The sequence below is a fragment of the Hydrogenophaga sp. RWCD_12 genome (assembly GCF_046604225.1).
GTDB lineage: Bacteria > Pseudomonadota > Gammaproteobacteria > Burkholderiales > Burkholderiaceae_C > Hydrogenophaga.
In genome coordinates this window covers 945872-962147 of sequence record NZ_JBKIXC010000002.1, presented here as the reverse complement: position 1 = coordinate 962147, position 16276 = coordinate 945872, and the positions used below count along the sequence as shown (strand labels likewise).

The 16276-nt window shown below is 63.8% G+C and carries 13 protein-coding genes and 3 tRNA genes; 6 read left to right on the top strand and 10 right to left on the bottom strand.

The genetic code is table 11. The features are described from left to right. Position 1: 1 nt before the first annotated feature. Positions 2-1384 (bottom strand): phosphomannomutase/phosphoglucomutase, encoded by a 1383-nt coding sequence (locus tag ACLIJ1_RS11760; protein ID WP_411365693.1) that lies wholly within the window; start codon positions 1382-1384, stop codon positions 2-4. Between the two features lie 115 nt (positions 1385-1499). On the opposite strand from ACLIJ1_RS11760, the gene ACLIJ1_RS11755 reads away from it, so the two are divergent. Genes ACLIJ1_RS11755 through ACLIJ1_RS11745 form a run of 3 tightly spaced genes read left to right on the top strand, consistent with a single transcriptional unit; the run spans position 1500 to position 4442 of the window. Then, positions 1500-3023: a DNA-3-methyladenine glycosylase 2 family protein gene (locus ACLIJ1_RS11755; RefSeq protein WP_411365692.1), complete on the top strand. Its 1524-nt coding sequence runs from the start codon at positions 1500-1502 to the stop codon at positions 3021-3023. Further along, complete coding sequence (locus ACLIJ1_RS11750; protein WP_411365691.1) at positions 3020-3529, top strand: methylated-DNA--[protein]-cysteine S-methyltransferase; 510 nt, start codon at positions 3020-3022, stop codon at positions 3527-3529. The genes ACLIJ1_RS11755 and ACLIJ1_RS11750 overlap by 4 nt, the downstream gene beginning before the upstream one ends. A 10-nt stretch (positions 3530-3539) precedes the next feature. Continuing rightward, positions 3540-4442 (top strand): DMT family transporter, encoded by a 903-nt coding sequence (locus ACLIJ1_RS11745; protein WP_411365690.1) that lies wholly within the window; start codon positions 3540-3542, stop codon positions 4440-4442. Between the two features lie 72 nt (positions 4443-4514). On the opposite strand, the gene ACLIJ1_RS11740 is transcribed toward ACLIJ1_RS11745, so the two are convergent. From ACLIJ1_RS11740 to folC, 9 genes are all read right to left on the bottom strand, one after another. After that, positions 4515-4591 (bottom strand) — tRNA-Asp (locus ACLIJ1_RS11740). A 54-nt stretch (positions 4592-4645) separates the two neighbouring features. After that, a tRNA-Glu gene (locus ACLIJ1_RS11735) sits at positions 4646-4721 on the bottom strand. Positions 4722-4780: 59 nt separating this feature from the next. Continuing rightward, a tRNA-Ala gene (locus ACLIJ1_RS11730) sits at positions 4781-4856 on the bottom strand. Between the two features lie 74 nt (positions 4857-4930). After that, positions 4931-6313, bottom strand: coding sequence for a glutamate--tRNA ligase (gltX, locus tag ACLIJ1_RS11725; protein ID WP_411365689.1), 1383 nt, complete (start codon positions 6311-6313; stop codon positions 4931-4933). A gap of 31 nt (positions 6314-6344) precedes the next feature. Beyond that, positions 6345-7562, bottom strand: a complete 1218-nt coding sequence (locus tag ACLIJ1_RS11720; RefSeq protein ID WP_411365688.1) for an O-succinylhomoserine sulfhydrylase — start codon at positions 7560-7562, stop codon at positions 6345-6347. A gap of 11 nt (positions 7563-7573) precedes the next feature. Then, entirely contained in the window at positions 7574-9079 is a 1506-nt protein-coding gene (gene purF / locus ACLIJ1_RS11715; protein ID WP_411365687.1) for an amidophosphoribosyltransferase, read from the bottom strand. Between the two features lie 33 nt (positions 9080-9112). Beyond that, positions 9113-9601, bottom strand: a complete 489-nt coding sequence (locus ACLIJ1_RS11710) for a CvpA family protein (protein ID WP_411365686.1) — start codon at positions 9599-9601, stop codon at positions 9113-9115. A 28-nt stretch (positions 9602-9629) separates the two neighbouring features. Next, entirely contained in the window at positions 9630-10379 is a 750-nt protein-coding gene (locus ACLIJ1_RS11705) for an SPOR domain-containing protein (RefSeq protein WP_411365685.1), read from the bottom strand. Between the two features lie 34 nt (positions 10380-10413). Next, positions 10414-11790, bottom strand: coding sequence for a bifunctional tetrahydrofolate synthase/dihydrofolate synthase (folC, locus tag ACLIJ1_RS11700; RefSeq protein ID WP_411365684.1), 1377 nt, complete (start codon positions 11788-11790; stop codon positions 10414-10416). 46 nt (positions 11791-11836) lie between these two features. Here folC and ACLIJ1_RS11695 point away from each other — a divergent pair, with 46 nt between their 5' ends. The 3 genes from ACLIJ1_RS11695 to ACLIJ1_RS11685 all read left to right on the top strand — a co-directional run bounded on the left by ACLIJ1_RS11695 (position 11837) and on the right by ACLIJ1_RS11685 (position 16230). Beyond that, positions 11837-12193 carry an ArsC family reductase gene (locus tag ACLIJ1_RS11695; RefSeq protein WP_411365683.1) on the top strand — a complete coding sequence of 119 codons (357 nt, stop codon included), beginning with the start codon at positions 11837-11839 and terminating at the stop codon, positions 12191-12193. 55 nt (positions 12194-12248) lie between these two features. Then, positions 12249-14294 carry a hypothetical protein gene (locus ACLIJ1_RS11690; protein WP_411365682.1) on the top strand — a complete coding sequence of 682 codons (2046 nt, stop codon included), beginning with the start codon at positions 12249-12251 and terminating at the stop codon, positions 14292-14294. A gap of 178 nt (positions 14295-14472) precedes the next feature. Beyond that, entirely contained in the window at positions 14473-16230 is a 1758-nt protein-coding gene (locus tag ACLIJ1_RS11685) for a hypothetical protein (RefSeq protein WP_411365681.1), read from the top strand. Positions 16231-16276 lie beyond the last annotated feature (46 nt).

Genomic DNA, 16276 nt, shown 5'->3' with positions numbered 1-16276 from the left:
CTCAGTGCGCGCTGGCGCCCACGACAGCGTCGGGCTTGGCCTGACGCAGCAGGTCGAGCATGGTGCGTTCGATGCGTAGCAGCGCGTCGGCTGTGTGGCCTTCGAAGCGCAGCACCAGCACCGGCGTGGTGTTCGATGCGCGGATCAGGCCAAAGCCGTCCGGCCAGTCCACCCGCAGCCCATCGATGGTCGAAACGCTGGCGGGCGCACTGAAGCGGGCCAGCGCCACCAGCTTGTCCACCACCGCATGGGGCTCGCCTTCGGCACAGGCCACGTTCAGCTCCGGCGTGCTGTGGCTGGTGGGCAGTCCGTTGAGCACGGCATTGGCGTCCGGGCTGCGGCTGAGAATCTCCAGCAGGCGCGCGCCGGCATAGCTGCCGTCGTCGAACCCGAACCAGCGCTCCTTGAAGAAGATGTGGCCGCTCATTTCGCCACCCAGCGGGCTGTCGAGTTCCTTCATCCGCGCCTTGATCAGCGAATGACCCGTCTTGTAAATGTGTGCAACGCCGCCGGCCGCCTCGATCGCCGGTGCCAGGCGCTGCGAGCACTTGACGTCGAAGATGATCTTTCCGCCCGGCACGCGAGAGAGCACATCCTGCGAAAACAGGATCATCTGGCGGTCGGGGAAGATGGTCTGGCCGTCCTTGGTCACGATGCCCAGGCGGTCGCCGTCGCCGTCGAAGGCCATGCCCAGCTCGGCGTCGGTCTCGCGCAGCGTGCGGATCAGGTCCTGCAGGTTCTCCGGCTTGCTGGGGTCGGGGTGGTGATTCGGAAAGTTGCCGTCCACTTCGCTGAACAGCTCGATGACTTCGCAGCCCAGCGCGCGGAAAAGGGAAGGAGCAGAGGCACCGGCCACGCCGTTCCCGCAATCGACCACCACCTTCATCGGGCGCGCGAGCTTCACGTCGCCAACGATGCGGTCGGTGTACGGGGCCAGCACATTGATGTGGCGCACTTTGCCGCCATCCTGGCGCACGTGGGTCTCGGCCTCCATCATTCGGCGCAGCGCCTGGATGTCGTCGCCGTAGATCGCGCGGCCACCCATGACCATCTTGAAACCGTTGTAGTCCTTGGGGTTGTGGCTACCAGTGACCTGGATACCACTGCTGCAGAGGGTGGCAGCCGCGAAATACAGCATCGGCGTGGTCGCCACGCCGATGTCGATCACATCGACACCAGCCGCCACCAGACCACGGATCAGCGCTGCCGACAGCGCCGGACCGCTCAGGCGCCCGTCGCGCCCGACTGCCACGGTACGCTCGCCCTGTTGCAGTGCCACCGTGCCGAACGCCAGACCGAGCGCCTCGGCCACCGCCTCGTTGAGCGCATCCGGAACGATGCCGCGGATGTCATAGGCCTTGAAGATGGACGCGGTCAGCTGCATGAAGTAACCCGAAGTGGCAAACCTTGAATTGTAGGTGTCCGGCCATGTGTTCCCAGGCAGGCACATGTCCGGAAACGGCCAGCCACATACGCCTTCAAGACCTAACATGTCGTCCATGCCCGACCAGCCTGCCATGGACGAAGACGCCCTTTACCGTGCCTTGAGCACCCGGGACGCGCACTTCGACGGCCGTTTCTTCACCGGCGTGACCTCGACCGGCATCTATTGCCGCCCGGTCTGCCGCGTCCGCACGCCGCACCGGGGAAATTGCCGCTTTTTTGAGCATGCCGCCCAAGCCGAACTGGCCGGCTTTCGCCCTTGCCTGCGCTGCCGCCCGGAACTGGCGCCCCGCGACCGGCACTGGTCGACCGAAGACGCCGGCGACATCCTCGTCCGTCAGGCCACCACCTGGCTGGATCAGCCGGACCGCGGCGACGGCACCGCATCGGCGGTGACCCAGCTGGCCTCGCGCCTGGGCGTGAGCGACCGCCACCTGCGGCGCCTGTTCGAGGATCGGCTGGGCGTCTCGCCCTTGCAGTACCTGCTCACCCGCCGCCTGCTGTCAGCCAAACAGCTGCTGGCCGACACCACGCTGCCCGTGGCCGAGGTGGCCTTGATGTCAGGGTTCGCCAGCGTGCGCCGTTTCAACGCGGCATTTTCAGAGCGCTACGGCATGAACCCGACGCAGATGCGGCGGGGTGGCGGCGGGAGCAGCGGCGCCCCGGGTGCCAGCAACGGCATCCGCCTGGCCTGGAGACCGCCCTATCAAGCGCAGGCATTGATGGAGTTCATGGCAGCGCGCACGCTGCCCGGCATCGAGGTCATCGACACCGGCACGCTCAGCCTGCGGCGCACACTTCAACTGAAGGCACGGGGGTTGGAGCACCGGGGATGGCTGCAGGCGCAACTCGATCCGGTTGCCGGGCAACTGGTCCTGCGGGTCAGCGATGGTCTTGTTCCCGCACTGCCCTGGGTGATCGCCCGGGTTCGTGCCGCGTTCGACCTGGACGCCGACCCGCGTGCCATCGATGCTGTGCTGCACACCGATTTTCCGGCGGGCGACGGCCTGCGTGTGCCTGGCGCGTTCGATGGCTTCGAGCTCGCGGTACGCGCCACTCTCGGACAGCAAATCACGGTCGCGGCCGCAACCACCCTCGCCCGCCGGCTGGTGACCCAGCTGGGCGAGCCGTTGGACACAGGGTCACCAGGCCTGGACCGGCTGTTCCCTTCCGCCGAATCCCTGGCCAGCGTCGATCCTGCCCGACTCGGAGAAATCGGTATCGTCCTGCAGCGGCAAACCGCCCTGCAGTCCCTGGCCCGCTCCGTGCTGGACGGCACACTGTTGCTGGACGACGGCGCCGACCCCGAGCGAGAAATCCGCACCCTGCAGTCCCTGCCTGGCATCGGCCCTTGGACCGCCCACTACATCGCCATGCGAGCCCTGCGCTGGCCCGACGCCTGGCCGGCGGGCGACATCGCCATGCACCACGCACTCGGCCTCTCATCGCCCGGAACGCCCGGTGCCCGAAAAGAAGCCGAACAGATTTCGCAGCGCTGGCGGCCCTGGCGCAGCTACGCGCTGGTTCGCGCTTGGCGCACCCCATCAGCCCCTCCACAACCCGAGCACACCACTCCATGAAGCAGCCCAAGCCACTCGTGCAGAAAGTGATTCCGAGCCCCCTGGGCGATCTGCGGCTGGTGGCCGGTCCGCAAGGTCTGGCTGGCGTCTGGTTCATGCAGAACCAGCAACACGCGCCGTCTGGCGAACGCGTTGACAGCTGGCCGCTGGTCGGAGATCACCCCGTGCTGGACGATGCCTCGAGGCAGATCGATGCTTACTTTCAGGGCAAGCTCCGGCGCTTCGAGCTGCCGCTCGACCTTGCTCAAGGCACCCCATTCCAGCAACAGGTCTGGCAAGCATTGCTCGGCATCCCGGCCGGGGAGACCACCAGCTACGGCGTGTTGTCACAGCGCATTGGTCGACCGAAAGCGGTTCGGGCACTGGGCGCCGCCGTGGGTCGCAATCCCCTGAGCATCGTGGTGCCATGCCATCGGGTGGTCGGTGCTGCCGGGGCGCTGACGGGCTATGCTGGCGGACTGGAGCGCAAACGTGCGCTTCTGCTGCTGGAAAGTGGCCTTCCTTGAACCTATTCCCATGCCACTGTCCCTGATCGGAGAATTCCTTCTCCTGGCCGCCCTCTGGGGTTCCTCGTTCCTGTTCATGCGTCTGGGTGCCGCCGAGTTCGGTGCCCTGCCTACGGCCGGCGTGCGCGTGGCACTGGCCGCCCTCTTCCTTCTGCCAGTGTTTCTCGTGTCCGGCGTCTGGTCGGACTTTCGGCAACGCATGGGAAAGATCCTGTTTGTCGGCCTTCTCAACTCGGGCATTCCGTTCGCGCTGTTTGCGTTTGCCGTGATGCACATCAGCACCGGCCTGACCTCGATCCTCAACGCTACCGTGCCGCTCACCGGCGCCGCCGTGGCCTGGGTATGGCTGAAAGACAGGCCAGACGCTGTGCGGGCCACCGGGCTGGCGATCGGGTTCGTGGGAGTGTGCCTGCTGGTCATCGGCAAATCGGGCTTCAGTCTGGCACCGGGCGCTGCTTCTTCGGGTGAAGCGTTGCTGGCGATGCTGGCCTGCCTGCTCGCCACGGTCTGCTACGGGCTGGCCGCGAGTTTCACCAAGCGCTACCTGACCGGTGTGCATCCGCTGGCGACCGCCTCCGGCAGCCAGATCGGCGCGGCACTCGGCCTGGCGCTGCCGACGTGGTGGCTCTGGCCATCCCAACCGGTGAGCACGGGCGCCTGGGGCGCGATGGTGGCGGTCGCGCTGTTGTGCACCTCGCTAGCCTACATCCTGTTTTTCCGCATCATCGCGAAGGCCGGACCCAGCAAGGCATTGACCGTGACCTTCCTTGTCCCCGTGTTTGCCCTGTTCTACGGCCGCCTGTTCCTGAACGAACACATCACGCCGTGGATGATTGGCTGCGGCCTGGTCATCATGGTCGGAACATCGCTGTCGACCGGGCTCATCAAGCGTCCGGCCACCGGGGTGGCATGACGCAACGCATTCGGAGCCGTGCAGGCAAGAAAAAAGCCGTTCAGACTTGCATCTGAACGGCTTTCTCGTGACTGGCGGAGTGGACGGGGCTCGAACCCGCGACCCCCGGCGTGACAGGCCGGTATTCTAACCAACTGAACTACCACTCCGCGTGGTGCAGCTTTTTGCCCTCTGCTCTCGCATCAGGCCAAGTGCCACAAACTTGGCGACCCTACGGGGATTCGAACCCCGGTACTCACCGTGAAAGGGTGATGTCCTAGGCCTCTAGACGATAGGGTCAAAACCTAAGAACCGAACTGTGCATTGTAGCAGGCCACAAGGGCACAGTTCTTCAATTGTGGTGGAGGTAAGCGGGATCGAACCGCTGACCTCTTGCATGCCATGCAAGCGCTCTCCCAGCTGAGCTATACCCCCACAGGGATACTGTTTCGTGCCTTGTTGCGAACAACTCAGTGCGAATCAGCAAGACTCAAATTATAGACCATTTTTCAGGCTTTCTGCAACCTCGCCAAAACGTTTTGACGATTTTGCAGTTCGAGCACCGCGTCCAGCGATGGTGTCTGGGCAGTGCCCATCACCAGCACGCGCACCGGCATTGCCAGCTGCGGCATCTTGACGCTGTGGGCACCGATGGTTTCCTTGATGGCTGCGGAGATCGAGGCCTTGTCCCAGGCGCAGTAGGCCAGCTTTTGGGCCAGCGTTTGGAGCACAGGGCGGATCGCATCGGTGATGTGCTGCGAGCGCTCAGCGTCCGACGGAGTGACGTCGTCGTAGAAGGCTGCAGCCCAGTCGGCCAGCACCAACAGCGTGTCACAACGGTCCTTGAACAGGCCGCAGATGCGAGCCAGTCGCTCATCGGAAGTGATGCCGCGCTTGCCCAGAATCTCTGCCACCAACGCGGCCAGCTCCGCGTCATCCATGGCCTTGAGGTGCTGGGCATTGACCCAGCGCAGCTTGGCGTCGTCGAAGCGGCCCGCGCTGCTGCCCAGGTGGTCCAGGTTGAACCACTGCAGGAACTGTTCGCGGCTGAAGATCTCGTCGTCGCCGTGGCTCCAGCCCAAACGCGCGAGGTAGTTCACCATCGCATCGGGCAGGTAGCCTTCGTCGCGGTACTGCGTGACCGGCTTGGCACCGTTGCGCTTGCTCATCTTCTCGCCCTGCTCGTTGAGCACGGTGGGCAGATGGGCATACACCGGCGGTTCCTTCCCCAGGGCACGGAAGATGTTGATCTGGCGCGGCGTGTTGTTGACGTGGTCGTCGCCACGGATCACGTGCGTGATGTCCATGTCGATGTCGTCCACCACCACGCAGAAGTTGTACGTGGGCGTGCCGTCGGGGCGCGCGATCACCAGATCGTCCAGTTCGTCGTTGCTGAACTCGACACGGCCCTTGACCTTGTCTTCCCACACCACCGAACCACCCTGCGGGTTCTTGAAACGCAACACGGGCTTCACGGCCTCGGGCACCGGCGGCAGCATCTTGCCTTCTTCCGGTCGCCAGGTGCCGTCGTAGCGCGGTTTTTCCTTGTTGGCCATCTGGCGCTCACGCAGCGTATCGAGTTCTTCCACGCTCATGTAGCAGGGATAGACCAGGCCCTTGGCCAGCATTTCCGCCAGCACGACCTTGTAGCGGTCCATGCGCTGCATTTGGTAGAACGGACCTTCGTCGTGGTCCAGGCCCAGCCACTTCATGCCTTCGATGATCACGTCCACGGCGGCCTGGGTCGAACGCTCCAGGTCGGTGTCTTCAATGCGCAGGATGAAGGTGCCCTGGTTGGCACGGGCAAAGGCCCACGGATACAGCGCAGAACGGATGTTGCCCAGATGAATGAAACCGGTGGGCGAAGGAGCGAAGCGGGTGCGGACGGTCATGGGACGTTTCAAAGAATTCAGAGGCTGTGCATCAGATGCTGGAGAGGCCGCGATCCAGATCGGTGCGGATATCGTCCAGGTGTTCAAGGCCGACGGCCACCCGGATCAGGCCCTGGCTCACGCCTGCGGCCTGCCGTTGCACTTCAGTGAGACGGCCATGAGAAGTGCTGGCCGGGTGGGCGCACAGGGTTTTGGTGTCGCCCAGATTGGTCGACAGCGACAGGACCTGCATCGAATCCAGCACATGGAAGGCCCGAGCACGGGCCTGATCGGCATCGGCTGCCTTGACCTCAAACGACAGAACAGCGCCACCGAGCCCCGACTGCTGGGCCAGCGCCAGTGCATGTTGCGGATGGCTCTCGAGGCCGGGATAGAAGACACGCGACACAGCCGAATGTGCCTGCAGCCACTGCGCCAGAGCTAGCGCCTGGGCCGACTGCGCGCGCAGGCGAAGATCGAGCGTCTCAAGCCCCTTGAGCACCACCCAAGCATTGAAGGGCGCGAGCGTCATGCCTCCGCTCTTGAGCACCGGCAGAAAAGACTTGTTCACCAGATCTTCGCTGGCACACAGGGCACCCGCCATCACGCGCCCCTGGCCGTCGAGGAACTTGGTGCCCGAGTGCATGACGATGTCGGCGCCGAGCGACATCGGCCGTTGCAGTGCCGGCGTGGCAAAGCAGTTGTCGACCGCGAGCAGTGCGCCCGCGTTGTGCGCCAGATCGGCCAGCGCGCGAATGTCACAGACCTCGGTCAGCGGATTGGTCGGCGTCTCGGCGAACAGCAGGCGCGTGTTGGGCTTGATGGCCGCCTTCCATTCACCGATGTCGGTCTGCGAGACGAAGCTGGACTCGACGCCAAACTTGGCGAGGTCCGATCCGATCAGCTTGATGGTCGAACCAAACATCGACTGCGAGCAGAGCACATGGTCACCCGCCTTGAGCAGGCCCAGGCACATCATGAGGATGGCCGACATGCCCGAGGCGGTGGAAATGCACGCCGGCGCACCTTCGAGCGCGGCCAGTCGTTGCTCGAAGCTGGTGACCGTCGGGTTGCCGTAACGGCCGTAGGTAAAACCATCCTCGTCGCCAGCAAAGCGGGCGGCAGCTGCAGCGGCCGACGGCTGCACATAGCCGCTGGTCAGAAACAGGGCTTCGGAGTTTTCACCGTACTGGCTGCGCTCGACGGCAGCGCGCACCGCCAGCGTTTCGCGGTGCAGTTTGGCGTCAGAAGAAGGGTTGTCCTTGCTCATCCGGCCCTCTCTCAGGCGGTCTGAGCGTTCGGCAGGGCCAGGCGCGAGGCGTCTTCCTGACCCTCTTCGCTCTGGTCGCGGCCCTGGTTCATGCGGGCGATGGTTTCCTGCGTGATGTCGCCGGTGACGTACACACCGTCGAAGCACGACGCGTCGAAACCCGCCAGACCGGGATTGAGCGAACCGATGGCTTGCTTCATCGCATCCACATCCTGGTAGATCAGCGCATCGCAGCCGATGATTTCGCGGATCTGCTCGACCGTGCGATCGTGCGCCACCAGTTCCTGCGGCGTGGGCATGTCGATGCCATACACATTGGGGAAGCGCACCGGCGGCGCGGCGCTGGCCATGTAGACCTTGCGTGCACCGGCGTCGCGCGCCATCTGCACAATCTCTTTGGACGTCGTGCCTCGCACGATGGAGTCGTCGACCAGCAGCACGTTGCGGCCCTTGAACTCGCTGCCGATCACATTGAGCTTCTGGCGCACCGATTTTTTGCGCACGCCCTGTCCGGGCATGATGAAGGTGCGACCGACATAGCGGTTCTTCACGAAACCTTCACGGTACGGCAGGCCCAGCAACTGTGCCAGTTCCATGGCGCTGGGGCGCGACGACTCAGGGATGGGGATGACGACGTCGATCTCGCTGGGCGGCACAGTGGACACCAGGCGCTTGGCCAGAGTCTTGCCCAGGTTCAGGCGCGCCTGGTAGACCGAAATGCCGTCGAGCACCGAGTCCGGGCGGGCCAGATACACGTATTCGAAGATGCAGGGGTTGTGGCTGATATGGTCGGCACACTGCTGGAAGCTGACGTTGCCGCTCAGGTCCACAAACAGGGCCTCGCCGGGCTGCACGTCGCGGTCCAGTTCAAAACCGTTGCCTTCGAGCGTGACCGACTCGCTGGCCACCATGACCGAGCCTTCGGCGTTGCGGCCCACGCACAGCGGGCGGATCCCGAACGGATCGCGAAACGCCAGCAGGCCGTGGCCTGCGATGAGCGCGATGACGGCGTATGAGCCCTTAATGCGCTGGTGCACCCCGCGCACCGCCGCGAACACGTCGGCTGGCTTGAGGGTCACGCCGCGCGTGGATTTCTCCAGCTCGTGCGCCAGCACGTTGAGCAGCACTTCCGAGTCGCTCTCGGTGTTGATGTGGCGGTGATCGGTCTGAAACAGCTCCTGCTTGAGCAGCTTGGCGTTGGTCAGGTTGCCGTTGTGAACCATCACGATGCCGAACGGCGCGTTGACGTAGAAGGGCTGCGCCTCTTCTTCGCTGAAGGCGTTGCCTGCCGTCGGGTAACGCACCTGGCCCAGGCCCACATTGCCCGGCAAGGCGCGCATGTTGCGCGTGCGGAACACGTCGCGCACCATGCCCTTGGCTTTGTGCATGAAGAACTTGTTGCCCAGCTGCGTGGCAATGCCGGCCGCATCCTGGCCACGGTGCTGCAACAGCAGCAAGGCGTCATAGATCAGCTGATTGACTGGCGTCTGGCTGACCACACCCACGATTCCACACATGTTCGGATCCTCAACGAAACTAAGACTGTCGACTCAGGTCAGGTGACGGCTCACCGTCTCCGGCAGCAAGGGCTTGAGCGTGTGCAGGCTCTGCTCCAGCACACGCGCCACCACCGAAGACTGCCATCCGGACTGCGACTGCAGCGGGGTCATGTCCACGACCACGGCCACCGCCAGCAACACCACTGCACCCCGCAGCAGGCCGAACGCACCACCCAACACGCGATCGATCGGACGCAATCCGACCGCCGCCACCATTTTTTTCACCACCCACGCCAGGAATCCCCCGGCGAACGCACCGGCCACGAACACCACGGCAAAACCGGCCGCTGTCCGCAATCCCGGCGATGCATTGCCCATCGGCAGCAGCTCGGCCATACGGCCCGCATAGTGCTGCGCCAGCACAAACGCTGCCACCCAGGCCATCACGGAAAGCACTTCGTACACCAGCCCGCGCCACATGCCCACAATCGCCGACAGCACCAGGATGAACAGCAACACGCCATCCACGGAATTGATCACACCAAGCCCCGGACGCGTGACAACCTGATCACAACCAGAGCAATGCCGCGGGCAAGCCCAGCGTCTTCGCCTTAGCGGCGGCCTTCTCGGCCTCGGCCTTCGTGGCAAACGGCCCCATGCGAACACGGATGCGGCGCCCTTGCGGAGTTTCAGCGACGTGGGTATACGTCTTGAGCCCTGCGCGTTCGAGCTTCAGGCGCGCCTCGCGGGCCCGATCGACTTCGGCGAACGCACCCACCTGCACCACGATGCGCTCGTTGCCGGCTGCAGGCTTGTCGGTCGCCTTGTCAGCCGGTTTGTCTGCGGGCTTCTCGGCGGCGTTTTCTGCCGCGGGCTTCTCGACCACGGCCTTCGCCGGCGGTTTCTCAGGAGCTTTGGCGGGGGCCTTGTCGGCCGCCTTTTCAGCGGGCTTGTCGGCGGTCTTTTCGGCTGGCTTCTGCGCAGGCGCCGCCGCTTCGGGTTTGGACTCGATCACTTCCTCGCGCGCCGCCAGGCTGTCGGCGGTGGCCACCGCAGTGGATCTGGAGGCCGCAGGCGCTGGCGCAACCGTCTCGGCTTTCGCCCCTGGCACCGGATTGCGCGAAGGAATTTCGATCGGGATGTCGACCGCGATCTGTCGCGGCTGCGTGTCGAACAGCAGCGGGAAGCCCAGCACCCCAGCCAGCACCAGCACGGCGGCACCGATCAGACGGTGGCGAGCCTTGCGGCGCACGGCCTCGATGCTTTGCGGTGGCGGTGGGGCCGAATGGCCTGCTGAACCGGAACGGGAAAGGAGCATGCGACTTGGAGCCCGGCGAAGTGAACAAAAGGGGTCAGTCCGCGAGGTGCCTGGCCGACAGACGCGGCACACCATCCCTCAGAACACCACCCACCGTGTGGAAGGAGCCAAAGACCACGATTCTATCAGCGGGGTCTGCTACAGAGACCGCTGCACGCAGGGCATCCAGAGGCGTCGCGTGGCATCCTGCCACACGGCTTTTGCCGCCAGGCGCCGTGACCGGACTGGCGTCCAGCGCCCGGGCAAGATCCTGGGCATGGCTGGCGCGCGGCAGCGGCAGGTCGGTCAAGTACCAGTGATCGATCAACGGGCCGATCCGTTCGAGCATGGCGCCCAGATCCTTGTCCGCCATCGCACCGAACACCGCATGTGTCACCGGGTAGTAGCCCATGGCGTCGAGGTTTTCGGCCAGGGCCGCGACCGAGTGCGGGTTGTGGGCCACGTCCAGCACCAGCGTGGGCTGCCCGGGCACGATCTGGAACCGCCCCGGCAGCTCGACCATCGCCAGTCCGTTGCGCACCGCCTGCGCCGTCACCGGCAACTGGGGCCGCAGGGCCTCGATCGCCGCCAGCACGCCCGAGGCATTGACCAGTTGATTGGCGCCCCGCAGCGCCGGGTAGGCCATGCCGCTGAAACGGCGCCCGCCATGGGAGGGGTGCATGGCCCAGCCCCACTGTTGCTGGTCGCCTGCGAAATGGAAATCCTTGCCGATGCGCCAAAGGTCGGCGCCGACCTCCAGTGCCCGGTCGAGCACGCTTTGCGGTGGCACCGGATCACTCACAACCACCGGCCGGCCGGTGCGCATGATGCCGGCCTTCTCGCAACCGATGGCCTCGCGGTCGTTGCCCAGCAGCGCCATGTGGTCCAGCGCAATGCAGGTGATGACTGCGCAGTCCGGGTCGATGATGTTCACGGCGTCCAGACGCCCGCCCAGACCGATCTCGAGGATCGCCACCTCGATGTCGCTATTGGCCAGCGTGCGCAGGATGACCAGCGTGGTGAATTCGAAATAGGTGAGGACCACCTCGCCATCGGCGCCCTGACCGCCGTTGCCACGGCGCGCCTGCTCGACCTCGGAGAACGCCGGCAACAAGGCTTCGGCGGCCACAGCCTCGCGGCCGACCCGGCAGCGCTCCTCGAAATGCACCAGGTGCGGCGAGGTGTACACACCGGTCCGGTAGCCCGCCTCGCTGTAGATCGCTTCGAGCATGGCACAGGTGGATCCCTTGCCATTGGTGCCCGCCACCGTGATCACCGGACATGGCATGGACAGCCCCATGCGCCGTGCGACCAGTTGCACCCGGTCCAGCCCCAGCTCGATGCCGCTGATGCCTTGAGGGTGCTGACGCTCGCAGTGCGCGAGCCATTCGGCCAGGGAAGTGGGAGGTGCGGACAAATCGGCGGATTGCATGGGCTGGATTGTCCCATCGGCGGGCACAGCCCCGACAATCACCGCCATGATCACCCTCTACGGCATTCCGAATTGCGATACGGTCAAGAAGGCGCGCGGCTGGCTGAACGAACGCGGCATCGCGCACCAATTCCATGATTTCAAGAAACAAGGTGTATCCGACGTAACGCTGGATCGATGGATCACGGCGGTTGGCTGGGAACCCTTGCTCAACCGCAAAGGCACCACCTGGCGAGGGTTGGACGACGCCTCCCGGGCGGCGGTGACTGATGCTTCAGCGGCGCGGGACCTGATGCAACGCCACACCAGCCTGATCAAGCGACCGGTCGTCGAATGGGCGGAGCAGGGCATTTCGGTCGGCTTTTCGGCCGATGAGTGGAGCGAACGTGCGTCGAAGCGGTGACCGTCCCGCCAGACGGCGCCCATAAAATGGGCAATCCATGAAGGAGGACACATCCATGACGATGAAGAACTTGCGCTGGCTGGCTTTGGTGGCTGCAGCCGCCCTCGCCGCTTGCGGTGGTGCCAACGAGTCGACGCAAACCGCATCGACCAAGAGCACATCCGTTCTGCCGGCGAGCGACCTGGTGGCCATGAGCACCCAGGAAGTCAGCCTCAACAAGGCCGACGCCGTGACCCCGAGCGGGGCGGAAGCCAAGCGTGGCTCGACCGCCGAGGCCTTCACGTCCGTGAGCGTCGACACCAAGGCCATGCGCAAGCCGGGCGCCAGCATCGACCTGGGCGCCCCGTCTGCGGCCGATCTCGAACAGCGCGAGAAGAACAACAAGAAGAACATTGGCCTGCTCAAGCCGCGCGCTTACCAGACCGGCTTTGCGCGCCCTGTCGCGGCCACCAGTCTGACCAAGAGCCTTCAACAGCTTCTGACCTGGACCACCACCAGCAACGGGGTGCAGCGCGCCAGCATCCGCCTGAGCTCCACCGGTGCCAAGGCCCTGCGCGTGGGCCTGGAAGTACAGAACCTGCCCGACGACGCTGTGCTGCGGGTCTACACCGACGGCAGCAGCCAGGCGCAACAGACGACCGGCGCGCACGTCAAGGCCGCCATCCGCACCAACGTGGCCGCCGACGGCGACTCGGCCGTCGCCCACACCTACTGGATGCCCGCGACGATGGGCGAAGCCACGGTGCTTGAAGTCGACCTGCCTGCCGGCCGCGATACCTCAGGTGTTTCGCTGGCGATCCCCAAGCTCATCCACCAGGTCCAGAACGCCATGGAGGCGGAGCTGGGCCAGCTGCAGGCCAAGACGGACTGCCCTGCCGCGACCCCGGATGCGACCTGCACCCTGCCGCCAGCCGTCAACGCCATCACGACGATGGACTTCACCGACGGCGTCGGAAGCTATGTTTGCACCGGGACGCTGGTGGCCAACCGCGGCACCACCCAGTTGGGCTATGTCCTGACGGCCAACCACTGCATCAGCACACAGACGGTCGCCACCTCGGTGGTGTCGTACTGGTTCTACCGCAGCAGTGCCTGCAACAGCAACGCCATCAATCCTGGCTGGACGTCGGTGGCCGGTGGCGCAACGCTGCGCTACAACAAGTCGGAAGTCTCCACCTACGCCGATCGCAATGGTCAGATCGCCGTGACTTCGGATGGCACCGACACATCACTTATCGACCTCGTGGGAGCACCTCCTGCAGGCGCGATGTACGCCGGCTGGGCCTTCCAGCGCCACGGCATCAATACGGGCACCAACTACGTCTCACTGCACCACCCGACTGGTGGCTGGCTGCGTCGCAGCGACGGCGTGTTGACGAACTACTTCCTGTACATCGGCAATGACCTGGGAGACACCTGGACCGACGACAAGTACCCGATGTACGAAGTGAGCTGGACCTCCGGCATCACGGAAGGTGGCAGCAGTGGCTCTGCCCTGCTTCACGACGGCACCACCGCCAACCCCAAGGTGATCGGCCAACTGTGGGGAGGGACTTCTTCCTGCACCAACACCGCCGGCAAGGACTACTACGGTCGCTTCGATCTGGCCTATGAAAACGGCCTGATCAACTGGCTCAACCCAGGCTACCGGATGGTCTTCCGGTTCTACAACACGGGCAATGGCGCCCACTTCTTCAGCGCCAATGCCGATGAGCGAGATGCTGCCCGGGCCAACAACCCGGCACTGACCTACGAATCGCCGGTCTATATGGTTTCGCCAGCCGCGGGAAGTGGGCTTGGTCCCGTGTACCGGTTCTACAACAACCGACTGGGCGTGCACTTCTACACCAACAGCGAGACGGAGAAAGCCAACGTCATTGCCAACCTCTCCAACGTCTACACCTACGAAGGCATCGCCTGGTATGCCCCTCCTGCGGGCTCCGCGACTGCGGGCACGGTAGACGTCTACCGCTTCTACCGCCTTGGCGTGGGAACCCACCTGTACACCGCCAGCGCAGCCGAGCGCGACAACATCATCGCCACCCTGGGGCAGTACTACAACTACGAAGGTATCGCCTACAAAGCCTGGCCGTTGAACTGATCAGAATCAGACAAGCCTGAATCAAGGGCTGGTGCGGAAACGCACCAGCCCTTTTTTCTTGCCGGGGCATACCCCATCGGGAGGATGTACCCCTCAGGCCAGCTTCCACACGCGAAATCATTAGGCCGGAAGCACTACAATTTTCGGCGTCAGTTTCACGAACCCAGGGAGGAATCACATGACCCGTCATCCGACACGGGCGCTGGCGCTATGCCTGAGCGCTTTTCTGGCCGCCTGCGGCGGCAGCCACGACCCTAGAACGGATGCCAGCGACCCGCTGGTGACCGCTTCGACCACCGCCAACGACGCGACCACAGCCAAGACCAGCGAGTACACCGCTTCTTCAAGTGATGCTCAGTACTGGTCGGAATCCGCAGCCCTGAATCGAGCGGAAGTCCAGCAGCCAAGAACGGCAAGCCCGGACGAGTCGACACAAAAGTCGTTCGGCGCCAACACCAAGGCCTTCGTGGCGCCCAGCGCCCCGCTCTACCGCTTCTACAACATCAATACAGGGGCGCACCTGTTCACCCGCGACCTGACCGAGCGTGACCGCACCCTCAACACCCTGCCCCAGTTCCGGTACGAAGGCGCGGTGTTCTCGGCCTGGGCCAGCGCCGACGCCGGACTGTCACCGGTCTACCGCTTCTACAACACCCGCACGGGCGCCCATTTCTTCACCATCAGCGAAACGGAAAAGGCTCAGATCCAGGCCAGCCGCCCGGAAATGAACCTGGATGGTGTGGCCTATTACGCCGCCAAGACCGCGTTGGCCGGCACCACCGGTCTCTACCGGTTCTATCACCGCCAGAAGGGGTTTCATTTCTACACCACCAGCGCGGCTGAACGCGATTCAATCGTCGCCAACCTTTCTGCGACTTACAACTATGAGGGCGTGGGGTATTACGTCAATGCTGCGGTGGGGAGTTATGACAAGGCGTTGGCCTCTTTTGCAGGGAAAGTAAATACATCAGGTTACGTCAATGGGCTCGGCGAATCAGCAAGATTTAAGGAGTTGCGCGGCATGGCATGCAACTCTGGTGGAGATCTCTTCGTCACCGATATGGAATCCAGCTCAGGCACAGACGTCGAAGTACGAAAGATCACTCCGGCCGGAGTTGCGACAAGTTTTGTTGGAAACCAAAACAGTCCTTACGACTACACCGATGGCATTGGCAGTGGAGTTACGTTTCAAGGCCTTCGAGCCATCACCTTCGACTCGTCGGGAACGGGCTATGTTGGGGACAACAAAACGGTTCGAACCATCAGCCCGGCGGGTAGCGCTATCACCATTGCAGGGTCGTTAACTGCAACAACCGGATACGTCAACGGACAGGCCCAAGCAGCAAGGTTCTACACCATTAGTGGCGTGGTTCGTGACTCTGGCGGCAATATTTTTGTCAGCGACACCAACAATCACGCAATTCGTAAAATCACGCCCTCTGGAGTTGTAACGACCTTTGCGGGTGCGGATCCAGCGGCAAGATCAGCGGGGTACGCCGACGGTCAGGGAACAGCAGCGAGATTCTTTTTTCCAGGCCAGCTGGCGATTGACACCAGCGACAATCTGTATGTTGCCGATGAGTACAACCACCGAATCCGCAAGATATCGCCCACGGGCCTGGTAACAACATTGGCAGGACAAGCCTCATCCGGAGTTCAGGATGGGCAAGGCACGGCAGCCAAGTTTGACAACCCTTTCGCCATAGCAATTGACAAAGCTACAAGCAATCTCTATGTGGGAGACTGGGGCGGCTATACAGTTCGGAAGATCACCCCCAACGGAACGGTGACCACCGTTGCCGGCACCGCCTACAGCACGGGTATCTATTTCGGCTCGCTCCCCGCCGCTCTCGATGAAATCGGTGGTCTGGCTGTGTGCGGCGGTCGCCTCTACATTGCTGCCAATCACGCCGTCCTCTGGACCAACCTTCCCTGACTCTCCCTGAGGGCTGCTGTGCTCTGCCCTCTAAAATGCTGGGTTA

Excerpts from the sequence above, each read along its gene's own strand:
- ACLIJ1_RS11720 (WP_411365688.1), bottom strand. The coding sequence starts at position 7,562 with ATGAGCAAGGACAACCCTTCTTCTGACGCCAAACTGCACCGCGAAACG.
- ACLIJ1_RS11685 (WP_411365681.1), top strand. The coding sequence starts at position 14,473 with ATGACCCGTCATCCGACACGGGCGCTGGCGCTATGCCTGAGCGCTTTT.
- ACLIJ1_RS11690 (WP_411365682.1), top strand. The coding sequence starts at position 12,249 with ATGACGATGAAGAACTTGCGCTGGCTGGCTTTGGTGGCTGCAGCCGCC.
- purF (WP_411365687.1), bottom strand. The coding sequence starts at position 9,079 with ATGTGTGGAATCGTGGGTGTGGTCAGCCAGACGCCAGTCAATCAGCTG.
- ACLIJ1_RS11755 (WP_411365692.1), top strand. The coding sequence starts at position 1,500 with ATGCCCGACCAGCCTGCCATGGACGAAGACGCCCTTTACCGTGCCTTG.
- ACLIJ1_RS11705 (WP_411365685.1), bottom strand. The coding sequence starts at position 10,379 with ATGCTCCTTTCCCGTTCCGGTTCAGCAGGCCATTCGGCCCCACCGCCA.
- folC (WP_411365684.1), bottom strand. The coding sequence starts at position 11,790 with ATGCAATCCGCCGATTTGTCCGCACCTCCCACTTCCCTGGCCGAATGG.
- ACLIJ1_RS11750 (WP_411365691.1), top strand. The coding sequence starts at position 3,020 with ATGAAGCAGCCCAAGCCACTCGTGCAGAAAGTGATTCCGAGCCCCCTG.
- ACLIJ1_RS11745 (WP_411365690.1), top strand. The coding sequence starts at position 3,540 with ATGCCACTGTCCCTGATCGGAGAATTCCTTCTCCTGGCCGCCCTCTGG.
- gltX (WP_411365689.1), bottom strand. The coding sequence starts at position 6,313 with ATGACCGTCCGCACCCGCTTCGCTCCTTCGCCCACCGGTTTCATTCAT.
- ACLIJ1_RS11760 (WP_411365693.1), bottom strand. The coding sequence starts at position 1,384 with ATGCAGCTGACCGCGTCCATCTTCAAGGCCTATGACATCCGCGGCATC.
- ACLIJ1_RS11695 (WP_411365683.1), top strand. The coding sequence starts at position 11,837 with ATGATCACCCTCTACGGCATTCCGAATTGCGATACGGTCAAGAAGGCG.